We start from the raw sequence: 23399 nt of genomic DNA on the forward strand, positions 1-23399 counted from the left end.
CCGATGTCGCAGCCCGCGTCACATCAGCCATCGCGGCTACGTCGCCACATCGAGGGATTGGGGCCTTACCAATCCCTGGTGCTGCTTCTGATCCCGGCCAGCATCGTCGAGCCCTTGAAGCTCGGTGCCGTCGCGATTGCGGGTGAAGGGCATTGGATCACCGGCACCGCCGTCATCGTTTGCGCCTACGCGGCCAGTCTCTTTCTGGTCGAAAGACTGTTCAGGATCGTCCGCCCGAAACTGCTCACGCTGCCGTGGTTCGCCCGCCTCTGGAATTGGCTGCTCTCCTTGCGCGCCAACGCTCTTGGATGGCTCCGCCGCTGAGCCGGAGCCGTTGCGATGCGGGCCGCGCCCGGAATGCCGGGGAGTCCGCCCCCATCCCCCTTGAGCCCCACCCCGATTCGTGCGACCTCCGCCCCAGCAAAACCCCTCATTTTCTGAGCCTTCGATGCACATTCTCCTGCTTGGTTCCGGCGGCCGCGAACATGCTCTGGCGTGGAAGATCGCAGCCTCTCCCCTGGTGACCAAATTCTGGTGCGCTCCCGGCAATGCCGGCATCGCGCGGGAGGCGGAATGCGTGGCGCTCGATGTCGCCGACCATGCGGCGGTGATCGCGTTCTGCAAGGCGAACGCGGTCGAGCTGGTCGTGGTCGGCCCGGAGACGCCGCTGGCGGCCGGCATCGTCGATGATCTCACCGCCGCGGGCATCAAGGCGTTCGGGCCGAGCCGGGCGGCGGCGCAGCTTGAGAGCTCCAAGGGGTTTACCAAGGCGCTGTGCACCGAGTTCGGCATTCCCACCGGCGCCTACCAGCGCTTCACCAAGCCTGAGGACGCGCTCGCTTACGTGCACAGCCAGGGCGCTCCGATCGTGGTCAAGGCCGATGGCCTTGCCGCCGGCAAAGGCGTCGTCGTCGCGAAGTCAGTGCGCGAGGCGGAGGACGCCATCGCCATGATGTTCGAGGGCGCCTTCGGCGAGGCCGGCGCGGAGGTCGTGATCGAGGAGTTTCTCCCCGGCCGCGAGATCTCTTTCTTCGCGCTCTGCGACGGCGAGACCGCCATCCCGCTCGCCTCCGCCCAGGACCACAAGCGCGTGTTCGACCACGATGTCGGCCCCAACACCGGCGGCATGGGCGCCTATTCGCCGACGCCGCTGGTGACGCCTGCCGTCCACGACGCCATCATGGCGAAGATCATCCTGCCGACGGTCGCCGGCATGAAGCAGCGGGGCACGCCGTTCCGCGGCGTGCTCTATGCCGGCATCATGCTGACGACGCAGGGCCCAAAGCTGTTCGAGTTCAACGTCCGCTTCGGCGACCCCGAATGCCAGGTCTTGATGCTGCGCATGATGAGCGACATCGTGCCGGCGTTCCTGGCCTCGGTCGACGGCCAGCTGAAGAATTTCGACCTGCGCTGGTATCCGGAGTCCGCGCTCACGGTGGTGATGGCCGCCAAGGGCTATCCCGGCGACTACCAGAAGGGCACGCGGATCGAAGGGCTCGATGACGCCGCCAAGGTCGACACCGTCGAGATATTTCATGCCGGCACGATCGCCAAGGACGGCGCCATCCTCGCCAATGGCGGCCGCGTGCTCAATGTCTGCGCGCTGGGGGCGACGGTGACGGAAGCGCAGGCGCGCGCCTATCAGGCGGTCGACCGGATCAAGTGGCCGCAAGGCTTCTGCCGCCGCGACATCGGCTGGCAGGCGGTGGAGGCGGAGAAGGCGAAGACCTAGGGCGTCATGCCCGCCGGCGCGCGCCTGCGCCGGTCCGGAGCCGCGATGCGCGGGCGTCATCACGGCGCCATCTCGACATTCCAGAAATGCGCAATCAGCAGATAGGCTTAGCCACCCCGCTGATAATACCGCTACTGTGCATGGGCTTGTTTTCGACTTTTTGTCGGCAGCAGCTCCGCGACTGACCTGACCAAGGATGCAACAAGATGTCCGACCTCGCCGACCTCTATCCCGGCTTCGCCTCCGAATGGATCAACACCTCGTTCGGCCGCATCTTCGCCCGCGTCGGCGGCAAGGGGCCGCCGCTGCTCCTGCTGCACGGCTTCTCCGAGACGCATGTGATGTGGCACCGCGTCGCGCCCGAGCTTGCCGAGCAGTTCACGCTGATCATCGCCGACCTGCCGGGCTATGGCTGGTCCGACATGCCCGAGAGCGATGCGCTGCACATGCCCTACAGCAAGCGCGCGATGGCCAAGGCCATGGTCGAGATGATGGAGCGGCTCGGTCACGTCCACTTCGCGCTCGCCGGCCACGACCGCGGCGGCCGCGTGTCGTATCGCCTGGCGCTCGACCATCCCGGCCGACTGTCGAAGCTCGCCGTGCTCGATATCCTGCCGACCTATAATTACTGGGAGCGGATGAACCGCGCCTACGCGCTGAAGATCTATCACTGGACGTTCCTGGCCCAGCCCGCGCCGCTGCCGGAAACGCTGATCGCAGGTCAAGGCGAGTTCTTCCTGCGCTTCAAGATGGCGAGCCAGACCAAGTCGCGGACGCTGGACGCGATCGACCCCCGCGCGCTCCAGCACTACATCGCCCCGTTCCGCGATCCCGCCCGCATTCATGCGATGTGCGAGGACTACCGCGCCGGCGCCTATATCGACTACGACCTCGACAAGGCCGATTTCGACTCGGCCAAGAAGATCACCGTGCCGATGCTGGCGCTGTGGGGCGGCGCCGGCATCGCCCAAGCCGCCGCGACGCCGCTCGACGTCTGGAAGCAATGGGCGACCAACGTCGAGGGCATGCCTGTTGATTCCGGCCACTTCCTCACCGAGGAGAACCCCGAGGTGACCGCACGGGCGCTGCTGTCGTTCTTCGCCGGCCCCTAGCGCCGCTCGCGAAAGAACTCCTTGAGCAGCCGCGCCGCCTCGCTCTCGCCGACGCCGGAATAGACGTCGGGGGCGTGGTGGCAGGTCGGGGATGCAAAGAACCGCACGCCGGATTCCACCGCGCCGCCCTTCGGGTCGGCGGCGCCGTAATAGAGCCGGCGGACCCTTGCAAACGAGATCGCGCCCGCACACATGGTGCAGGGCTCCAGCGTCACGTAGAGGTCGCAGTCGACCAGGCGCTCGCTGCCGATCTTCTTCGCCGCCTCGCGCAGCGCCACGATCTCGGCATGGCCGGTGGGGTCGCAATCGGTCAGCGTCCGGTTGGCGGCGGTGGCGATGACCTCGTAATTGCGGACGATCACGCACCCGATCGGAACTTCGCCCGCCTTTCCGGCATTTTCGGCCGTTTTGAGCGCCAAATCCATGAAAGAGGGGGCTTTCAAGCCTCGTATCATCCGAAGAAACCTGCTAGTAGCTGCGCCTTCAGCAGAAGTGCTAACCCGATTTTGCCTGAGCATGCGGCTCTGAACGAGCGCGCACAATGCTTTCCGGCCACCCCCGTAAGTGAGATTATTCATGCCTCGCGACAGCGACAAAGACAACGAGTCCCGCGGCCGGCGAGGCCCGCCCAAAGGCGGCCGCAGCGGCAAGCCCCGCGGCCCCGAGAAGAAATTCGCCAAGCGCGGCTTCGAAGCGCGGGGCGAGGGCAGGGGCGACCGCGACAGCCGCCCGCCCCGCGAGGGCCGCCCGTTCCGTCGCCGCGAGGACGGCGATGCCCCGCGCCGCGATTTTTCCGACCGTCCCCGCTTCAAGCGCGACGAGCGCGGCGGCGAGGGCCGCGGCGAGCGCAGCTTCAAGCCGCGTGGCGACCGTCCCTTCTCCGATCGCGGATCGCGCGATGGCGAGAAGCGCTCGTTCAAGCCACGCGGGGATCGTCCATCTTATGGCCGCGACGACCGTCCACCGCGCAGCCGCGATCGCGACGATGCCCGTCCCGCCGGCCGCTTCGGCGACAAGAAATTCGGCGACAAACGGCCCTATGCGCCGCGCGGTGACCGTCCCGAGCGCAAGTTCGAGGGCGACCGGAAGTTTTCGCGCGACCGCGGCGAGCGCGGCGATTCCAAGCCGTGGCAGAAGCGCGAGGACCGTCCCCGTGGCGATCGTCCGCGCAAGAGTTTCGACAAGGACTTCAGCGGTCGCGATCGCAGCGAGGAGAAGCCCTGGCGTCAGCGCGATGATCGTCGCGAGGGGGGCCGCGGTGAAGATCGTCCGCGTTTCTCGCGCTCCCGCGATGATCGCTCATCCGGCGATCGTCCGTTCCGTGACCGGCCGAAATTCGATCGGCCGCGCGAGCGGCCGGAAGGCCGCATGGACTGGCAGGAGCATCCGCGCAACGAGGGCCGCTTCCGCGACCGCCCGCGCCGCGACAACGAGGACGACGGCCGGATCTTCGAGAAGCGCCCCGCCTTCGGTGGCCGCGGCGCATATCGCGAACGCGAGCGCGATTTCGAGGGCCGGCCGCGCCGCGAGGAAGCGCCGAAGCCGAAGAAGGCCGGCGAGCGCATCGCCAAGGCTCTGGCGCGTGCAGGTCTCGCCTCGCGCCGCGACGCCGAGGAGATGGTCACGCAAGGCCGCGTCACCGTCAACGGTCGCGTTATCAACTCGCCGGCGCTCGACATCACCACGAACGACGTCGTTCTGGTCGACGGCAAGCCCTTGCCGGAGCGCGAGCGCACGCGGCTGTTCCTCTATCACAAGCCGCGCGGGCTGATGACGACGCATGACGATCCCGAGGGACGTCCGACCGTATTCGACAACCTGCCCGAGGGGCTGCCGCGCCTGATCAGCGTCGGCCGGCTCGACTTCAACACCGAAGGCCTCCTGCTGCTCACCAACGATGGCGGCCTCGCACGTACGCTCGAGCTGCCTGATACCGGCTGGCTGCGCCGCTACCGCGTTCGCGCCCATGGCGACATTACGCAGGCGCAGCTCGACCAGCTCAAGAACGGCATCGAAGTCGACGGCGTGAAATACGGTCCGATCGAAGCGACGCTGGAGCGTGACCAGGGTGCCAATGTCTGGCTGGTGTTCGCGATCCGCGAAGGCAAGAACCGCGAAGTGCGCAACGTCTGCGCTCATCTCGGGCTCGAGGTGAACCGGCTGATCCGCGTCTCCTACGGTCCGTTCCAGCTCGGCGAGGTTCCCGAGGGCCAGGTCGAGGAGATCCGCGCGCGCGTGCTGCGCGAGCAGCTCGGCGACAAGGTGATCGAGAAGTCGGGCGCGCAGTTCGACGTGCCGAAGAAGTCATCGCCGGGCGAGGGCGAAAAGACCTCCAAGCGCGCGGTGATTGCCGACCGCAAGGGCCGCCGCGTGCTGGTGCAGCGCACCGGCAGCGACGAGGCGCGCGAGCGCAACGAGGAAGAGGCCAACGGCTACGGTCCGCCGCGTCGTCCCAAGCGCGGCTATCACGGCAAGCGCGATCTGACGCCGCGGGACGAATAACATGCGGGTGGTCGGCGGTCGCTTGAAGGGGCGCAACCTCGCCTCACCGTCTTCGCGTGACATCCGTCCCACCGCGGATCGCCTGCGCGAGTCGGTGTTCAACATCCTCGTGCACGCCTATGGCAACCCGATCGAGGATGCGCGCGTGCTCGATCTCTTCGCCGGCACCGGTGCGCTCGGCATCGAGGCATCCTCGCGCGGCGCGAAGTTCACGCTGTTCGTCGACAACGGCGCAGAGGCGCGCGCACTGCTTCGCAACAATGTCGAGGCGCTGGGCTTGGGTGGCGTTACAAAAGTCTATCGCCGCGACGCGACCGATCTCGGGCCCGCGCATCCCGTCGAGCCGTTCTCGCTTGTGTTCCTCGATCCGCCCTACGGCAAGGGTCTTGCGGAGAAGGCGCTTGCGTCCCTGCGCGACGGCGGCTGGCTGACGCCGGGTGCGGTGCTCGTGGTGGAAGAAGCGAAGGCCGCGCAGTTCGCGACGCCGGAGGGGTACGAGGAGCTGGAGCGGCGGGCTTATGACGATACGGAGTTCGTGTTTTTGAGGAAGCCATAATCGAGCTGCCGTAGTCGCCGTAGGGTGGCCAAAGCGAAGCGTGCCCACCCTCTCTCGCAATCATGAAGAGATCGTGGGCACGGCGCGTTGCGCCTTTGCCCACCCTACAAGACTGTCGGCTCATCTCCGCCCGAACAGCTTCTCCACATCTGACAGCTTCAGCTCGACGTAAGTCGGCCGCCCGTGATTGCACTGGCCGGAGTTCGGCGTCTCCTCCATCTCGCGAAGGAGCGCGTTCATCTCCTCTGGACGCAGCCTGCGGCCGGCACGCACCGAGCCGTGGCAGGCCATAGTGGCGGCGACGTGCATCAGGCGGCGCTCGAGAGGAAGCGCTTCGTCCCATTCGGCCATGTGCTCGGAGAGATCGCGCAGCAGGCCGCCCGCATTGGTCTTGCCGAGCAGCGACGGCGTCTCGCGCACCGCGACCGCGCCGGGACCGAATGATTCGATGGCGAGGCCAAAGGAAGCAAGCTCCTCGCTGCGCTCCAGCAGCCGCTCCACCGTCGCCTCGTCCATCTCGACGATCTCGGGGATCAACAGGATCTGCCGCTGCACGCCGTTCTCGGCGAGCGAGGCCTTCAGCCGTTCATAGACGATGCGCTCATGCGCGGCGTGCTGATCGACGATGATGAGGCCGTCGCGAGTCTGCGAGACGATATAGGTCTCGTGGATCTGCGTGCGCGCCGCGCCGAGCGGGCGGTCGACGAGATCGGCCACCGGCAGTGTCTCGATCCGAACGTCGGCGCTCGGCGCGCCGACATCGAACGCGGCCTGCGCGCGCTCGGCGAAGGCAGGCGCGGCGGAGCCTTCGAATGACGGCATCGGCGCAACCGGGGCGGCTGGCGAAGCACGCCAGTCCCAGCTCGCAGGGCGCTGCGGCGTGAATGCAGGCCGGAACGAGGACAAAGCGCTCTCGCCGCTGTTGGCGGCAGTGCGGCGGCCCTCGCGCGCAAGACCTTCCTTCAGCCCGTGCACGATCAGCGCGCGGACAAGGCCTGCGTTGCGGAAGCGTACCTCGGTCTTGGCCGGATGCACATTGGCATCGACCTCGCGCGGATCGAGCGTGACGAACAGCGCGAGCACCGGATGGCGGTCGCGCGGTAGATAATCGGCATAGGCGCCGCGCACGGCACCCAGGATCAGCTTGTCGCGCACCGGGCGGCCGTTGACGAAGAGATATTGGCCGAGCGCGTTGGCTTTGGTCAGTGCCGGCGCCGCGGCATAGCCGGCGACGACGACGCCTTCGCGCTCGGCATGAACCTCGAAGGCATGGCTGCGGAACTCCGCGCCCAGAATATCACCGAGCCGCGTCAGTCGCCCGGCCGCGCCGGGCAGCGCCGCGGCCCAAGTCACGGGGGCGCGCTCCTCGCCCGCCAGCGTGAAGGCGATGTCGGGCCGCGCCATGGCGAGGCGCCGCACCACCTCGCGGATCGCTTCGGCTTCCGTGCGATCGGTCTTCAAGAATTTCAGCCGCGCCGGCGTTGCGTAGAAGAGATCGTTGACCTCGACGCGGGTGCCGTGCGCCAGCGCCGCCGGCATGATCTCGGACTTCTCGCCGCCCTCGACAGTGAGGGCCCAGGCGTGCGGCTCGCTCGCATGGCGCGTAGTGATGGAAAGCCGCGCGACCGAGCCGATCGAGGGCAGCGCCTCGCCGCGGAACCCGAGCGTGCGGATCTGAAGCAGATCCTCGTCGTCGAGCTTGGAGGTGGCATGGCGCTCGACCGCGAGCGCGAGATCCTTCGCGGTCATGCCGCTGCCGTCGTCGGTGATGCCGATCCGCCGCCGGCCGCCGCCCTCGGTAAAGACGTCGATCCGGCTCGCGCCAGCATCGATCGCGTTCTCGACGAGTTCCTTGACCACACTCGCCGGCCGCTCGACCACCTCGCCGGCGGCGATGCGGTTAACGACCTGTTCTGGTAATTGGCGGACGGGCATGGAAAGACTCAAAGGGCGCGTTCAGCGCCCAATCTAGTCCTGCTGACACGCAATTGCATGGGGCAAGTCCCGGCTACCCACATGCTCAGTTTGTTCCGAGTCGGTCCCTCCTAGTCGTCGAAGCGGCCGCCGCGACCGGCTTTGACGTCGCTGCGGCGTTTCTTGCCCTCGAGCCGGCGCTGCTTGGAGGCGAAGGTCGGTCGCGTTGCGCGCCGTGGCGTGGGGCGAACCATGGCCTCGCGCAGCATCTCCGTGAGGCGGTCGATGGCATCCTGCCGGTTACGCTCCTGGGTGCGGAAGCGTTGCGCCTGGATCACGATGACGCCGTCCTTGGTCATGCGCTGGCCGGCGAGGCGGACAAGGCGCAACGCGGCGTCCTCCGGCAAGGTCAGCTTGCGGGTATCAAAGCGCAGTTGCGCCGAGGTCGCGACTTTATTGACGTTCTGTCCGCCCGGACCTGAGGCACGGACGAAGCCGATCTCGATGTCGTCCTCGTCGATGACGAGATCGCGGGATATCCGCAGCATGATGGCACCAATTGCGATGTCACGACATATCGCGGATCGTCCATGTTCGGCAATGGTACATCTGGAAGCGCAAATGGCCGGGCGAGCCCGGCCATTTCAGGAAGCGTCAGAGATCTCAGTTCGACTTGGTCACCGGTGCTGCGGCTGGCTGCGCCGCAGCCTGTGGCGCGCGACCTACGACGACAGTGAGGAGCCCTTGGCCCCACAGCCGCTTGGCGGCGGCCTTGGCGTCGTCCAGCGTCACGGCATCGACGATGGCGTTGCGCTTTTCGATATAGTCGATCGGCAGCTTGTCCTGCTGATATTGCAGCAGCGCCTGCGCGAGCTTGGAGGACGTGTCGAGCGCCAGCATCTGCGAGCCCTTGAGATAGGACTTGGCCTCGTCGAGCTCCTTCTGGGTCGGCCCCTCGTCGGCGATGCGGCGTACTTCCTTCTCGATCGCATCCATGGTGTCGCCGGCCCGGTCGGCGCGGGTGCCGGTGTTGCCGATGAAGACTGCGGAATGCTCCATCCAGAGCAGCGATTCGAACACCGAATAGGCCAGGCCGCGTTTCTCGCGCACCTCATGGTAGAGCCGCGAGGACAGGCCGCCGCCGCCGAGGATGTGATTGACGACGTAATAGGCCATGAAATTCGGGTCGCTGCGCATCACGCCGGGGCCGCCGAAGGTGATCACGGTCTGCGGCACGTCGAGCGGCACGAAGGCGCGCTGCGGCGGCTTTGCGGCCTCGACATCGGGGACCGGCACGAGATTGGCCTTGGCAGGCAAGGCCCCAAAGGTGTGATCGAGCAGCTTGCCGAGCGTGTCCGGATCGACATCACCGACAACCGCGATCTTCAGCGTGTCTTTGGCGAGCACACGGCTGACATAATCCTTCATGTCGGCAACCGTGATCGTCGGCACGCTCTCCAGCGTGCCGTTGGTCTGCCGCCCATAGGGATGATCGCCGAACGCCATCTCCAGGAATTTTTTGCTCGCGAGCGAGGTCGGATTGGTGGTGTCGCGGCGCAGGCCCGAAATGACCTGCGAGCGGATGCGTTCGACATCGGCGGTGTCGAAATGCGGCGAGGTCAGTGCCGAGCGCAGCAGGTCGAAGGCCTCATCCTTGTTGTCACGCAGCATACGCAGGCTGCCGCGGAAAGTGTCGCGGCTGGCGCTGAAGGAGAGCTCGATGGCACGGCGATCGAGTCGCTCATGGAATGTCTTGGAATCGAGATCGCCAGAGCCCTCGTCGAGCAGGTCGCCGACGAGATTGGCGACGCCGGACTTGTCCTTGGGATCCTGCGCCGAGCCGCCGGCGAATGAATATTCCATGGCGATCAACGGCACGGTCGCGTCTTGAACGAACCAGGCCTCGATACCGCCCGGCGAAACCAGGTGCTGGATCTTGGCTGCGGCTTGCGACGGCGAGATCGAAGCGAGCGCGAGCGTCGCGCCGGTGACGAACGACAAGGCGAAATGGCGAGCGCGAAGGACGGGATTATTCACGAACGCTTCTCCTCGCGCTTGGCGGCACTGGTGTCCTTGATCAGATAGCCCGTCACCGAGCGCTTCTTCTCGAGCCATTTCTGCGCGGCGGCGCGCACCTGCTCGGCGGTGACCGCACGGATGCGATCCGGCCAGCTCCTGATGTCCTCGATCGACAGGCCTGTGGTCAGTGCGCCGCCGTACCAGCGCGCCAGCACCGCCTGATTGTCCTGTGCGTAGATCGCCTCGGCAATGAGTTGGGTCTTGACCCGTTCGAGATCCTCGGCGCGGATCGGGTTCTGCGCGACGTCGGTGATGACGCCGTCGATGACTTGTTCGACGTCAGCGAAGCTGACACCGGACCTCGGCGAAGCCGAGATCGCGAACTGGGTCGGGTCGAGCGAGATGCTGGAATAGCTGGCGCTGGCCGAGACCGCGAGCGGCTTGTCGACCACGAGCGCGCGGTAGAGATAGGAGTTGCTGCCGCTGCCCATCAACTGCGCGAGCACGTCGAGCGCCGCGCTCTCGCCGGCAGCGGCCGTTGTCGCCGAAGGCACCAAATAATAACGGCGCAGGCCCGGCTGCTCGACGCGCGGGTCGGACAGCGTGACGGTGCGCGGCGCCGCCGGTTCCGGCTCCTGCGGGCGGATGCGACGCGCCGGGATCGCGGGCTGGGCCGGAATGGGTCCGAAATTGCGTTCGACCAGCTGGCGCACGTCGGCGGCCTCGACATCGCCTGCGATCACCAGGATCGCGTTGTTGGGCGCATAGAAGCGGCGGTAGAAGGCCAGCGCATCCTCGCGATCGAGCTTCTCGATCTCCTGGTGCCAGCCGATGACCGGCCGGCCATAGGGATGGTTGAGATAGAGCGCGGCCATGATCTGCTCGTTGAGCCGCGCATCCGGATTGTTGGCGACGCGCATGTTGTACTCTTCGAGCACGACGTCGCGCTCGGGCAGCACGTTCTCGTCCTTGAGGATCAGGCCGGTCATGCGATCGGCCTCGAACTCCATCATGGTCGGGAGCTGCTCTTTCGGTACGCGCTGGTAATAGTTGGTGTAATCGACCGAGGTCGAGGCGTTCTCGTTGCCGCCGACGCGAAGCACGGTCTGGGAGAATTCGCCGACCGGATGCTTCGAAGTGCCCTTGAACATCAGATGCTCGAGGAAGTGGGCGAGACCCGACTTGCCCGGCGTCTCGTCGGCGGAGCCGACCTTGTACCAGATCATCTCCGTGACCACGGGTGTGCGATGGTCCGGAATCACCACGACTTGGAGGCCGTTGCTGAGCGTGAAGCTGGCGGGAGGCGCCGATGTGACCGTCGTCTGGGCGAATGCGCTACCGACGTCTAAGCCAGATGTCGAGAGCAGCGCGGCGAAAAGGCAGGCAACCGATCGGGGTGAGGGCATCACGATCCTTGTGAAAGCCCAGACCCTGATGTCCGGGCGTAAAAGCGCGGCATGCTACACCGCGCGGCTATGAGCTTCGGGTCACGAAGCAGAGAACGCGGTCAACTGGTACTTAAAAATAGGTCATCTGCCGCGCCCGGCCTATGCCGTACGTCTGCGGCGGGTCCGCGCCTGCGTGCGACGGGCAAGGAGCCTATTGCTCCTTCTCCTTGCCGGACATGATATCGTAGTACATCCGCCGCGACTTGTCCTCGCCGGCGCCATAGGCATAGTTCGGCGAAGGCGTCTGATAGCCCGGCGGCGGCTCGACCAGGGATTGACGCGGCGGTTCGCTGGTGAATTGCTTCGCCTCGCCCTTGTTGTTCGTCATCATGTTCCACAGACCGCCGGTGAATCCCAGCTGGGCCGGGCTCAGCGACGGGTTGTTGTTGGTTCCCGGCTGGATCGGATCGTTGCTGGTCCGCTCGGGGGCGGCCGTCCTGCCGGCGTTCAACTCGGCGGGAGTCAGCGGCCGGGCCGCCTGCCAGTTCTCCGTCGCCTTGGATTCTTTCTTCCGAGCGGCGATGGCCTCCTTGCGGCGCTTCTCGTCGGGATCCTTCGGCCAGTTCGGCGCGTTCTTGGCTTCGGTGCCGGCGGGCGGCGGCAGGTCGAGCTTGGGCGGCACCACCAGCGGCGAGCGCTCGCGGTATTCGATGCCCTTCTTCTCCATGCTCTTGGCGCCGATGCCGGACATCAGATTGTCGATGATCCTCTCTTCGAAGGTCATCCCGTCATCTTCTTCGTCGTCGTCACCGGCGCGGACCGGGCCTGCCGACATGACGAGACCGACACCGAGTGCGACGGCGGACAATTTGAGCGCCAGCCAAAATCCCCGCCGGGGGTTTCGATCCATCGAACCGCTGGTCTCGGAGCTGCGCATACCTGTACCTGTTCCAAATTGTGGCAGTCGTGTCGCGTCTCGCGCGACGACCCCTCGCTAAGCGAGGTTCCGCCTCCGGCCCGTATCAGCCGGGATCAGGGCGCTTTTGCGGCGGGTATCCCCAGAAAGGAATCATACAATAGGGCCGCCACGCCAGCAACGATGGCCACGTCCGCCAGGTTGAAAACGTACCAATTATAGGTATTTCCGGCGATTTCGACGTGGAACAGGGCGAAATCGACCACCGCGCCGTAGGCGAGGCGGTCGATACCGTTGCCGATGGCGCCGCCGATGATCAGCCCCAGCGCCACGGTGGCAAGCCGGGTCTGAGACCGCGCCATCCAGATTGCGAGCGCGACCACCGCGGCGATCTTCACCGCCATCAGCGCCAGCTGTGCGGCCTGACTATCGTTCTGGAGCCAGCCGAAGCTGATCCCGATGTTCCAGGCCAGCACCAGGTCGAAGAACGGCGTCACCTTCACCACGCCGCGACGGGCGAGGTCGAAGCCGTTCAGCAGCCAGAGTTTTGAGGTCTGGTCTGCCACGAGGGTGGCCACAGCCGCGAGGATGCCGGCGCGGAGCGGGGTCATGGCTGCCTATCAGACCGCTACCCCGAGCGCCTTCCATTCGCGTAGCGCCTGGGCGTCGCGCGGGGTGACGTCGGGATATTCGGCGTCCTCGCCGACCAAGGGCGAGATCTTCCAGGAGCGGGCGCATTTGGTGCCGACCGCTTTCTCGACCACGACAGCGACACCGGGCACGGCATCGAGACGGAAAGCATTGGCCGGCGCCTCGCCCTCCCGCACCTCGTAATTCGAGGTGATGCAGATCTCGGCGAGATCAGTGTCGAACAGCGTCCCCAGCATGTCGCGCTCGGCAACATAGATCACCGGCGAGGCCTCCAGCGAGGAGCCGATGTTCTTGGCGGCGCGTTCGAGCTCGAGCGCACCGGTGACGACACGCCGAACGTTGCGGATCGTCTCCCATTTCGCAGCGAGCTTGTCGTCGCGGAACTGCTCGAGGCCCTCCGGGAAAAGGGTCAAATGGATGGAAGGCGCGGCATCGGGCCGGAACATCCGCCAGGCTTCGTCGGTCGTGAAGCTCAGGATCGGAGCGAGCCATTTCAGGATCGCATCGCACAGGATGTCGATCGTGGTCAGCGCCGCCTTGCGCGCTGGCGAAGACGGCGGATCGCAATACAGCGTGTCCTTGCGGACATCGACGTAGAACGCCGACAGCTCCGAGTTCATGAACGCCGAGAGGCTCGCGACGACGGTCTTGTAGTCAAAGGCTGCATAGGCCTTGCGGATGGTCTCCGCCTGTCCGGCGAGTTTGTGCAGCATCAACCGCTCAAGCTCGGGCATATCGACAGGAGCGACCTTCTCGCCCGGCTTGAAATGGTGCAGCGTACCGAGCATCCAGCGTAGCGTGTTGCGCAGCTTGCGATAGGTTTCGATGGTGTTCTTCAGGATCTCCGGGCCGATGCGCTGGTCGTCGGCATAGTCGGTGGCGCAGACCCACAGGCGCAGGATGTCAGCGCCTGAATCCTTGATCACCTTCTGCGGCTCGACGGTGTTGCCGAGCGACTTCGACATCTTGCGGCCGTTCTCGTCGAGCGTGAAGCCGTGGGTGAGCACGATATCGTAGGGCGCGCGGCCGCGCGTGCCGGCACTCTCCAGCAGCGAGGAGTGGAACCAGCCGCGATGCTGGTCGCTGCCTTCCAGATACATCACGGTGTCGTTGCCGCCGTCGACCTTGCGTACGATGTTGCCGAGCTGGGGGAAGTTCTGGCGATCCTCGAGCACGAAGGCGTGCGTGGAGCCGGAATCGAACCAGACGTCGCAGATGTCGTCGACCTTCTTCCAGTCCTCGGCGGCACGCGATCCGAGGAAGCGCTCGCGCGCGCCGTCCACGTACCAGGCGTCGGCGCCTTCTTCCATGAAGGCTTCGGCAATGCGCTGGTTGACGATCTCGTCCTGGAGGATCTCGGCCGAACCGTCGGCCTTCTCGCGCACGAACACGGCGATCGGCACGCCCCAGGCGCGCTGGCGCGAGATCACCCAGTCCGGACGATTGGCGATCATGCCGTTGATGCGGTTTTCGCCCGAAGGCGGCACCCATTGGGTGACCGAGATCGCATGCAGCGCGCGGGCGCGCAGCGTGTCGCCCTTCTGCGCATGGCCGTCCTCGCTGATGTCCTTGTCCATCGCGATGAACCATTGCGGCGTGTTGCGGAAGATCACCGGCTTCTTCGAGCGCCATGAGTGCGGATATTGGTGCTTGAGGCGGCCGCGCGCGAGCAGCTTGCCGCCGTCGATCAGCGCCTTGATCACGGCCTCGTTGGCGTCGCCCTTCTCGCCCTTGTCGGTGAGCACGCGCTTGCCGACGAAGCCGGGGGCCTGTGCGGTGTAGGCGCTGTTCTCATCGACGGTGTAGGGGATCGCGGTCGAAATGCCGCGCGCATCGAGCTCGCGCGCATTGACCATCCAGACATCGAAGTCCTCGCGGCCATGGCCGGGCGCGGTGTGAACGAAACCGGTGCCGGTGTCGTCGGTGACGTGATCGCCCGGTAGCAACGGCACGATGAACTCGTAACCGCCATCGAGGCCGCGCAGCGGATGGGCGCATTCGACGGCATCCAGCGTGTCGGCGGGAATCTCGCGTACCTTCTCATAGGCCGTGACGCGCGCCTGCTTGAACACGTCCGCGGCGAGCGCATCGGCCAGGATCAGGAGATCGCCGGTCTTCGCCCAATTGTCCGCGGGTGCGTCCGTCACCTTGTAGAGGCCGTAGGCGATCTTGGGCGAGAACGAGATCGCGCGGTTGCCGGGCAGCGTCCAAGGCGTGGTGGTCCAGATCACGACGCTGGCGGAAGCGAGCGCGCCATGCGCGGGCGAGGTGACCGGAAATTTCACCCAGACCGTATCGGAGGTATGGTCCTCGTATTCGACCTCGGCCTCGGCCAGCGCGGTCTTCTCGACCACGCTCCACATCACCGGCTTGGAGCCGCGATAGAGGGTGCCGTTGGCCGCGAACCTCATCAGTTCGCGGGCGATCTGGGCTTCGGCGGGATAGCTCATGGTCTGATAGGGGTGATCCCAATCACCGATGATGCCGAGCCGCTTGAACTCCTCGCGCTGGATGTTGATCCAGTGGGTCGCATAGGCACGGCATTCCTTCCGGAACGCCACCATCGCGGCGGAGTCGCGGAAGTCGGGCTTCTGCTTGCCCTTCTTGCGGTAGTTCTCCTCCTCGATCTTCCATTCGATCGGCAGCCCGTGGCAGTCCCAGCCGGGCACGTAGTTGGAGTCGAAGCCGAGCATCTGCTGGCTCTTGGTCACGACGTCCTTGAGGATCTTGTTCAGTGCGTGCCCGATATGGATGTTGCCGTTGGCGTAGGGCGGGCCATCGTGCAGCACGAATTTGGGGCGGCCCTCCGCTTCCTTGCGCAGCTTGTCGTACAGGCCGATGTCGTTCCAGTATTTCAGGAGCTCCGGCTCGCGCTGCGGCAGGCCGGCGCGCATCGGGAATTCGGTCTGCGGGAGGAACAGCGTCTTCGAATAGTCTTTGACGTCGGAGTTTGCGGACTTCTGCGGCTTTTCGGACATGAGACTGACTGGCTCGGAATGGCGCGGGAATGAATGGCGATGCGGAATCGCGGGGTGGAACGACAAATCCCGGTCTTGCGCCGAGCCTTTAGGCTCAGGCGGAAGCCGGGCCGCTAATCCCTATGATGCGCCGCGCAAACATGGGCTCTCCATAGCAGGGGGCCAAGGGAAGCGCAAAAGGTAGAAGCGCAAAAGGGAAGCGCAAAGGTCCGGCGGGCCGGCTTGGGCCCTCAATCGATGGTCCCAAGCTGCGGAAACGCATCCGGGGCGGCGGCCAGCATGGCGCGGGCACGGGCGGAATCGTCGTCCATCTGGCGGATCAGGGCTTCGATGTCGTCGAATTTCAGCTCCTCGCGGATGAAGCCGATAAAGGCGCAGTCCAGCACCTGGCCGTAAAGGTCGCCCTTGAAGTCGAACAGGAAGATTTCGAGGAGCGGGGCGCCATTATCAAAGGTCGGGCGACGGCCGAAGCTCGCCACCCCGTTCAGACGCTCGGACCCGCGGCCGACCCGCACTGCATAGATGCCGTGCTTGAGCCCGCAATTGGCGTCGAGCCGGATGTTGGCGGTGGGATAGCCGAGGTCGCGGCCGCGCTTCTCGCCATGGATGACCTCGCCGGTGATGAACCAGGGCGCGCTCAGCATGGCCGTGGCCTCGTCGAGCTGCCCCTCGGCGAGCGCGATCCGGATCGCGCTGGAGGACACCGGCCGCTCGTCGATATCGACATGCGGCTGCACGTCGACTTCGATGCCGAGCCGGGGCGCCTCGTTGACCAGGAGGCTCGGCGAGCCGACCCGGCCCTTGCCGAAATGGAAGTCGTAGCCGACCGCAATCCCGCTGACGCCGAGGCGCTCGATCAGGTCATGGTGAATGAAATCTTGTGCGCTGGTGCCGGCCCTGGCCTTGTCGAAGGTCATCAGCACGGCACCGGCTAGCCCGGTCCCGGCCAGAAGCCGCAGTTTTGCCCGTTCGTCCGTCAGGCGAAACTGCGGGGTGTTGGGGCTGAAAAACCGGCGTGGATGCGGCTCGAAGGTCAGCGCCAGCGCAGGGCGGCCATGCGCCCGGCCCATCTCCAGGGCGGCGGCAATGACGGCCCGGTGGCCGAGATGGACCCCGTCGAAATTGCCCATGGCGACCACGGCGCCCTTGGGGATCGCAGAATCCGGCGTGCTGTCGCGGATAACGGTAAATTGCGGGGCCATCAGGGGAATTCTCGAGCCGGCGGGGTCGGCCGGGACCGTGGCTTGAGCCGGCCGTCGAAGTCAAGCGGGCCGATAGGGCCGCAGGGAACATGGATTTCGGTCTGCCGCGGGGTACCCCGGTTAACGCGCTGTTTAACGCCTTGGTGCTAAGTGCTTGGACGGTGGAACTGAGGGCCCCCGGCCTGTCAGGTCCGTTTTTGAATATTCCTGGGTATGCGTTGGGGGAGTCGAGATGGCGGTTGATTTGTCGATGCCGGTTCTGGTGGTGGACGACTACAGCACCATGATCCGTATCATCAGGAATCTGCTGAAGCAGCTTGGCTTCGAAAATATCGATGATGCCAGCGACGGTTCGGCGGCGCTTAACAAGATGCGTGGCAAGAAGTACGGCCTCGTGATTTCCGACTGGAACATGGAGCCGATGACGGGTTACGACCTGCTTCGCGAAGTGCGGGCCGATCCCAATCTGGCCACCACGCCCTTCATCATGATCACGGCGGAATCGAAGACCGAAAACGTGATCGCGGCCAAGAAGGCCGGCGTGAACAACTACATCGTCAAGCCGTTCAACGCGGCGACGCTGAAGACCAAGATCGAGGCTGTGTTCCCTGACATGGCGAGCGCGTAAGCGCGCTTCAAACCATCAGCTGAATTTGGAAAGCCCGGGCGCTCGTCCCGGGCTTTTTGCTTTCTGCGTCGTTCGGTTTGGAACGACGGGGTTCACCACTTCAATTCGCGCATCAGCGCTTTCGGCGGGTGGCCGAACAATTCCAGCACCGACTTGGGATCGAGCTGGTCGAGGCCCTCGAACTCCTCGGCGTGGATGCCGCGGGTGACGAACAAGCAGTCGATGCCGAATTCGCGCGCGCCGGTCAGGTCGGTGCGGACGGAGTCGCCGATCGCCAGCACCTTCTTCCTGTCGATCGGATGGCCCTGACGCTCGCCGGCCAGCGCCATTGCGCGTTCGTAGATCGGCCGGTGCGGCTTGCCGTAGAAGATCACCTCGCCACCGAGCTCGCGGTAGAGCTCTGCGATGGCGCCGGCGCAATAGATCAGCCGGTCGCCGCGCTCGACCACGATGTCGGGGTTGGCGCAGACCAGTGTGAGCTTGCGCTCGCGTGCCTTCAGCATCATGCCGCGGTAGTCTTCCGCGGTCTCGGTCTCGTCGTCATAAAGGCCGGTACAGACGATGTAGTCGGCCTCCTCCAGCGGAGCAGTCGTCGCATCGAGGCCGCGATAGATTGAGTTGTCGCGCTCGGGACCGAGCCAGAACATCTTGCGGCCGGGATGCTCGGCGACATAGAGCCGCGTCAAATCGCCCGACGAGACGATCGCGTCGTAAGTTTCGTCGGCGACGCCCAGCTTGCGCAACTGCCGCTGCACGGAATCCGCTGGGCGCGGCGCGTTGGTAATCAGGATCACCGTACCGCCATGGCTGCGATAGGTGTGCAGCGCCTCGCAAGCCTCGGGGAACGATTCCAAACCGTTATGGACCACGCCCCAGATGTCGCTGAGCACGACCTCGACTCCACCCACGAGTTCGCGCAGGCTCTGTGCGAAATGTAGCGTGGTCATGACGCGCGCGGCCGATCAGATGCGGCGCGCGAGCGCTGCGTTGCCGGTGAGGCGTGATGACGGGGTGGCAGGCGTCGTGCCTGCGCTGGGTATACCGGGGCCATTGGATCCCTGAATGTCCTGCGCCTGTTGCGGCGCGGCCCCGCCGGTAGCAGATGCCCCTTCGGGCCGCAATGGCCGGGGCGGGGCGAACAGAAAGCCCTGGCCGAACCGCACGTCATAGTCGAGCAGGTCGACCACCGCGCGTTCGCCCTCGATCCGCTCGGCGATCAGGTCGATGCCGAAGCGGCCCAGAAGATCGGACAGATCGGAGGGGTGAATGTCCGAGCTCGATGCCTGCTTCGGGTCGAGCAGGAGAGAGGCTGGAACCTTGATGAACCGAACGCCACGGTCGGCGAGCTCGCGCGGCTCGATCCGCAGGTCGGTGACATGGTCGATCGAGAAGCGAAAGCCGCGCTGTGCGAGTGCCGCGAGATTCTCGGTCTCGGCCGGGCCGAGACTGCGGAAGGTCGATTGCTTGAACTCGAGCACCAGGGACGGCGCCAGCGCCCGGTTGGCCTCGAGGAAGTCGAGGCATTGAGCGAAGCTGGTGGAGTTGCCGAGCGTTGACGCCGCGATGTTACAGAAGACGCCGACATCCTTATTGCGCACCATCAGCCGTCGCAGCACCTGAACACAGCGCAGCAGCACCATGTTGTCGATGCGCCCGATCAGCCCTGAGGCCTCGGCGATGCTGATGAACTTCTCGGCGGCGATCAATTGGTCGCGTTCGTCGCGCACCCGCGTCACAGCCTCGTAGAACCGCACCTTGCGCTGCGGCAGCGTCACCATGGGCTGGAGGAAGATGTCGATGCGGTTGTCGTCGATGGCGTTGCGCAGCGTCGCCAGCATCTGGGTCTGGTTACGACCGATGACAGTCTGAGCGGCGCTCGCGGTCTTGGCCGCCGGCGCTGTCGGCCGCGGCGGCGCAGGAAGCGGAGGAGGAGCGGCCGGCCGCTCCTCGAAGGGTGCAATCAGGTCGACCGGCACTTCCGGCTCCGGCTTTTCGGTCGGAGCGGGCGCCGGCGCATGGCCAGCCAGCAGGTCCTCATGCGTGGACACCGTGGCGGCGAGCTGCCTGACCAATCCGCCGAGCTCGTTGATCTCGCCGATCACCGACTGGACACGGTCGGAATTGGCCGAATTGGACGAGGCGATGCGGCCCTCGATCGCAGCCAACCGGCGCCCGAACTCGGCCACCTGGCGGGCCAGGTCGGCCGTGCCGCGCGACAGATCGGCGATCTGGCCGCCGACGTCGCTGCGGTCGCGCAGCCGCATCGATACCGCGTTGTAGAGGATCAGGAAGGTCAGCGCGGTCAGCGCCACGATCGCGGATTCGGTTCCACTGATGCCAGCGACCGCGTAGAGCACGAGCCCAAGCGAGGCCGCGACCAGAACCATGCAGATGGCGATGAAGATCGTCGAAATGCGAATCATGCCGCGCGTTATGCCTCAAGAGCTGACTGCCTCACCCGGGAAAACACGGGCCGCAATTCGCACCCGTCGCGCCTCATGCTCCCCTGAGCAAGGCGAGCTTAACATCATTGTTGATTCGGAGGGATAGCTGCGAGATCAAGACGGAGCAGCGGCGCCCACCGTGTCGGCCGAGACGGCCTCGCGACTGCCGAGCGGCTTGGGCCGTCCGGTGGTCGTGTCGCGCAGGGTCTGCCGCTCGATCTCCGAATTCAGCTCGGCGCCGAACATGATGACGATCGCCGACATCCACATCCACATCATCAAGCCGATCGCGGCGCCGAGCGAGCCGTAGGTCGCGTTGTAGTTGGCAAAGGACGAGAGATACCAGGAGAGCAGCGCCGAGCCCGCAATCCAGAGGATGGAGGCCGTCACCGCGCCGAGGCTCAGCCACTGCCAGCGCGGTGCATCACGGCTCGGGGCGAAGCGGTAGAGGATAGCGAGCGCCACCAGCAGGATGAGGAACAGCAGCGGCCATCGTGCCAGCGCGACGATCAGCTTGCTTTCGGGGGCCATGCCGAGGTGATCCAGTGCGAGCGGGAAAGCGACGACGGCTCCCACCATCAACAGGAGTGCCACGATGCCGCCGACCGTGAAGGCGAGTGACACCATGTTCAGCTTGATGAAGCTGCGTTTCTCGCGTTCCTCATAGGCGACGTTGAGAGCGTCGAAGATCGACTTGACGCCCGCATTGGCACTCCAGATCGCGAGGACGAGGCCGAACAGGAAGGTGGCGCCGAGCGCCGTATTGCCCTTCGACACTACGCGTCCGACCTGCTCCTGGACGATCTGGAAGGTGCCTTCGGGAAGCATCATCGCCAGCTTCTGGAGGTTGTCGCTGATGGTCGCAGGATTGGCGAACAGTCCGTAGGACGAGACGAGTGCCGTCACGGCAGGAAAGATCGCAAGCAGCCCGAAGAACACGACGCCGCCGGCGGTCGCGAGCAGGCGATCGTCGCCGATGCGTTGATAGGTGCGCCAGAAAATATCCTTCCAGCCGGCCCAGGGAATCGTGAAGGGGCTTTTCGCAGCCCGGCCATGGCCGGGCTGCGTCGCCGCACGTGCCGGGTTTGTTTCAGGCGAATTTGCCTCGCGGTTGCGGTGGTCTTGCGGAGGCCCCGACGCGATCAAGCCGGCCTCCTGGAAGTAGCGCTCGGCGCTCAGCACGAAGACAGCCGTGGCGGCGACCAGCAGCCAGGAGTCGATTTGGGAGTCGATTTGGTCGGAGCGCCGCAATTCAGGCGTCCAGTCTTTGGCTGTGACGCCTTCGTCGCGCCGCCGTGAACCCCGCCAGCCCAATTGCCGCGAGCATCAGGCCAAGCTGCACGGGGCGGTTGGCGCGGACCGGCCAAGCTTTGCCGCGGCCGCGTTCGCCCGGCGCAAGCGGCACCAGGGGAATTGTCGTCGCGACCTCTTTTACAGCCTGTTTGACCGTTCCACGCGGGATCCGCGGCGTCGCGACCGCCACGCGCAAACGGCTGGCAAGCGGAACGACCGGCTTTGCCTTGCGCTTCATCTGCGCCATCGCAATCCCGGCGCAGGCGCCGGCGAGCACCAGCAGCACGGCCGCGACGGCACCAAAACCCCAGAATTGTCCGTAAGTGATCGCTACCCAGCGGTAGAGGGCGATCAGTCCAACGAAAAATGCGGCGATCAGGAACAGCCCGGCGACCGCGAATAGCCCGCCGGCTACCGCGTAAGATGTCACCTTGCCGGTGGCCTGGCTGGTCTGGTCGCGCAAATAGGATTGAGCGGCGCGTTTGACGTGGTTGAGCTTCAGCGCCATGCCGGCGCGCAGCAATTCGCCCGATGGCGCGAGCATGAGGACATCCTCCGAGAGCGAGACATTCGCCGGGGATGAACGTGGCCGAATTTGACTTGTTCCGCCGGGCGCGCGCGATCAGCCGAGATCGGCGGCCGCGATCCAGAACACCTCGCCCTCGGACTCCTCGGTGTCGAGCCAGAGCAGGGGCAGTTCCGGGAAGGCCTCGTCGACCAGTTCACGGCCGCGGCCGATCTCGCAGAGCAAGCCGCCATCCGGCGTCAGGTGATCGGGCGCATCGCGCAGGATGCGGCGGACCACGTCGAGGCCGTCGGCGCCGCCGTCGAAGGCGAGCTTGGGCTCGGCCCGGCATTCCGGCGGCAATGCCGCCATGCCTTCCGCGTCGACGTAAGGCGGGTTGGTGAGGATTAGATCATATTTGCTGTCGCCCAGCGGAGCGAACAGATCGCCGCGATAGAGCGTGATCCGCTCGTCCAGCCCATGCTCCCCGACATTGCGCGCGGCGACCGCGAGCGCATCCTTGGAGACGTCGACGGCATCAATCGCCGCGTTCGGGAAGTGATACGCGGCGAGAATCGCAAGGCATCCCGATCCCGTACAGAGATCGAGTACGCGCTCGACGGAAGCGGGATCGTCGATCAGCGAGCCCGGCTCGCCGTCGCCGCCGAAATGCGAATCCAGGAGCTCGCCGATGAAGGAGCGCGGAACGATGACGCGCTCATCGACATAGAAAGGCAGGCCGCGCATGTAGATCTTGTTGACGAGATAGGCCGCGGGTTTCCGCGTCGTCACGCGCCGATGGATGAGGTCGAGCAGCGTCTTGCCTTCCGCCGCGGTGACGCGGGCCTGGGCAAAGCTCTCGAACTGGTCGGGATGCAGATGCAGGGCCTCGCAGACGAGGAAGACGGCTTCGGCGACCGGATCGGTCGTGCCGTGCGCGAAGGCAAGCTTTGCCTCGACGAACCGGCTGACCGCATAACGGACGTAATCGATCAGCGTGAGCAGCTCGCCGCGCCCGACTTTGGCGAGCTTGGGTGCGGCGCGGCCGCGCGTCGTCTTTTTCGAAACTTTTGCCATCAGGATTTGGTCCAGCGTGCGGCGGCCTCGTCGTCGCGGGCCTGGGCCTCGACCCAGCCGGTGCCGGTGGCGCTCTCTTCCTTCTTCCAGAACGGCGCGCTCGTCTTGAGATAGTCCATCAGGAATTCGGCGGCCTCGAACGCCGCCCGGCGGTGTTGCGAGGCGGTGAGCACCAGCACGATGTTCTGCCCCGGCATGAACCGCCCGACGCGATGGATGACGGTGACCCCGTTGAGCGGCCAGCGCGACATGGCTTCGTCGACATGTCGCTTGATCTCTTCCTCGGCCATCCCGGGATAATGCTCGAGCGTGAGCGCCGCGATCTTCGAACTGTCGTCATCGGCGCGGCAGATGCCGGAGAAGCTCACGACGGCGCCGATATCGGTGCGGCTCCTGGTCAGCACCGCGATCTCGCGCGCAATGTCGAAATCGTCTTCCTGAATGCGGATGGCGACGGGGCAGGTGGTGACAGGGGAAGACAT

General features: G+C 65.6%; 21 protein-coding genes. 6 read left to right on the forward strand and 15 right to left on the reverse strand.

The window, feature by feature from the left end; genetic code table 11:
* Positions 1-3: 3 nt before the first annotated feature.
* From IF809_RS10975 to IF809_RS10985, 3 genes are all read left to right on the forward strand, one after another.
* Positions 4-324 (forward strand): hypothetical protein, encoded by a 321-nt coding sequence (locus IF809_RS10975; protein ID WP_462837592.1) that lies wholly within the window; start codon positions 4-6, stop codon positions 322-324.
* A gap of 124 nt (positions 325-448) precedes the next feature.
* Positions 449-1732: a phosphoribosylamine--glycine ligase gene (gene purD, locus IF809_RS10980; protein ID WP_462837593.1), complete on the forward strand. Its 1284-nt coding sequence runs from the start codon at positions 449-451 to the stop codon at positions 1730-1732.
* A gap of 206 nt (positions 1733-1938) precedes the next feature.
* Positions 1939-2844, forward strand: coding sequence for an alpha/beta fold hydrolase (locus IF809_RS10985; protein ID WP_462837594.1), 906 nt, complete (start codon positions 1939-1941; stop codon positions 2842-2844).
* Here IF809_RS10985 and IF809_RS10990 read toward each other — a convergent pair.
* Positions 2841-3299, reverse strand: coding sequence for a nucleoside deaminase (locus tag IF809_RS10990; RefSeq protein WP_453993276.1), 459 nt, complete (start codon positions 3297-3299; stop codon positions 2841-2843). The genes IF809_RS10985 and IF809_RS10990 overlap by 4 nt on opposite strands.
* Positions 3300-3420: 121 nt before the next feature.
* On the opposite strand from IF809_RS10990, the gene IF809_RS10995 reads away from it, so the two are divergent.
* Both IF809_RS10995 and rsmD read left to right on the forward strand, forming a co-directional pair.
* Positions 3421-5346 (forward strand): pseudouridine synthase, encoded by a 1926-nt coding sequence (locus IF809_RS10995; protein WP_462837595.1) that lies wholly within the window; start codon positions 3421-3423, stop codon positions 5344-5346.
* Between the two features lies 1 nt (position 5347).
* Complete coding sequence (rsmD, locus tag IF809_RS11000) at positions 5348-5902, forward strand: 16S rRNA (guanine(966)-N(2))-methyltransferase RsmD (protein ID WP_128968387.1); 555 nt, start codon at positions 5348-5350, stop codon at positions 5900-5902.
* 120 nt (positions 5903-6022) lie between these two features.
* On the opposite strand, the gene mutL is transcribed toward rsmD, so the two are convergent.
* The 8 genes from mutL to IF809_RS11040 all read right to left on the reverse strand — a co-directional run bounded on the left by mutL (position 6023) and on the right by IF809_RS11040 (position 16970).
* Positions 6023-7837 (reverse strand): DNA mismatch repair endonuclease MutL, encoded by a 1815-nt coding sequence (gene mutL, locus IF809_RS11005; RefSeq protein ID WP_462837596.1) that lies wholly within the window; start codon positions 7835-7837, stop codon positions 6023-6025.
* Positions 7838-7947: 110 nt separating this feature from the next.
* Positions 7948-8364 carry an alternative ribosome rescue aminoacyl-tRNA hydrolase ArfB gene (arfB, locus tag IF809_RS11010; protein ID WP_128968385.1) on the reverse strand — a complete coding sequence of 139 codons (417 nt, stop codon included), beginning with the start codon at positions 8362-8364 and terminating at the stop codon, positions 7948-7950.
* 115 nt (positions 8365-8479) lie between these two features.
* Positions 8480-9931, reverse strand: a complete 1452-nt coding sequence (locus IF809_RS11015; RefSeq protein WP_128968384.1) for a M16 family metallopeptidase — start codon at positions 9929-9931, stop codon at positions 8480-8482.
* The gene (locus IF809_RS11020) at positions 9850-11241 is read right to left on the reverse strand and encodes a M16 family metallopeptidase (protein ID WP_128968383.1); all 1392 of its coding nucleotides are present in this window, start codon (positions 11239-11241) and stop codon (positions 9850-9852) included. Before IF809_RS11020 ends, IF809_RS11015 begins: the two co-directional genes overlap by 82 nt.
* A gap of 193 nt (positions 11242-11434) precedes the next feature.
* Positions 11435-12160, reverse strand: a complete 726-nt coding sequence (locus IF809_RS11025; protein ID WP_128968382.1) for a hypothetical protein — start codon at positions 12158-12160, stop codon at positions 11435-11437.
* A 95-nt stretch (positions 12161-12255) separates the two neighbouring features.
* On the reverse strand, positions 12256-12750 hold the full coding sequence (lspA, locus tag IF809_RS11030) for a signal peptidase II (protein ID WP_453993269.1): 495 nt from the start codon (positions 12748-12750) through the stop codon (positions 12256-12258).
* A gap of 9 nt (positions 12751-12759) precedes the next feature.
* Positions 12760-15768 (reverse strand): isoleucine--tRNA ligase, encoded by a 3009-nt coding sequence (ileS, locus tag IF809_RS11035; RefSeq protein WP_462837597.1) that lies wholly within the window; start codon positions 15766-15768, stop codon positions 12760-12762.
* 230 nt (positions 15769-15998) lie between these two features.
* Positions 15999-16970, reverse strand: a complete 972-nt coding sequence (locus IF809_RS11040; protein WP_453993265.1) for a bifunctional riboflavin kinase/FAD synthetase — start codon at positions 16968-16970, stop codon at positions 15999-16001.
* 232 nt (positions 16971-17202) lie between these two features.
* Here IF809_RS11040 and IF809_RS11045 point away from each other — a divergent pair, with 232 nt between their 5' ends.
* The gene (locus IF809_RS11045) at positions 17203-17598 is read left to right on the forward strand and encodes a response regulator (protein WP_008567674.1); all 396 of its coding nucleotides are present in this window, start codon (positions 17203-17205) and stop codon (positions 17596-17598) included.
* Positions 17599-17690: 92 nt separating this feature from the next.
* Here IF809_RS11045 and IF809_RS11050 read toward each other — a convergent pair whose 3' ends face one another.
* From IF809_RS11050 to IF809_RS11075, 6 genes are all read right to left on the reverse strand, one after another.
* Positions 17691-18545, reverse strand: a complete 855-nt coding sequence (locus IF809_RS11050; protein ID WP_128968378.1) for a TIGR01459 family HAD-type hydrolase — start codon at positions 18543-18545, stop codon at positions 17691-17693.
* 15 nt (positions 18546-18560) lie between these two features.
* Entirely contained in the window at positions 18561-20021 is a 1461-nt protein-coding gene (locus IF809_RS11055; RefSeq protein ID WP_462837598.1) for an EAL domain-containing protein, read from the reverse strand.
* Between the two features lie 135 nt (positions 20022-20156).
* Positions 20157-21293, reverse strand: coding sequence for a YihY/virulence factor BrkB family protein (locus IF809_RS11060; protein WP_462837599.1), 1137 nt, complete (start codon positions 21291-21293; stop codon positions 20157-20159).
* Position 21294: 1 nt separating this feature from the next.
* Positions 21295-21879 (reverse strand): phage holin family protein, encoded by a 585-nt coding sequence (locus IF809_RS11065; RefSeq protein WP_462837600.1) that lies wholly within the window; start codon positions 21877-21879, stop codon positions 21295-21297.
* 78 nt (positions 21880-21957) lie between these two features.
* Positions 21958-22917 (reverse strand): 50S ribosomal protein L3 N(5)-glutamine methyltransferase, encoded by a 960-nt coding sequence (prmB, locus tag IF809_RS11070; RefSeq protein WP_462837601.1) that lies wholly within the window; start codon positions 22915-22917, stop codon positions 21958-21960.
* Complete coding sequence (locus IF809_RS11075) at positions 22917-23399, reverse strand: molybdenum cofactor biosynthesis protein MoaE (protein ID WP_453993255.1); 483 nt, start codon at positions 23397-23399, stop codon at positions 22917-22919. The genes prmB and IF809_RS11075 overlap by 1 nt, the downstream gene beginning before the upstream one ends.

The sequence above is a fragment of the Bradyrhizobium sp. UFLA06-24 genome (genome assembly GCF_054967145.1).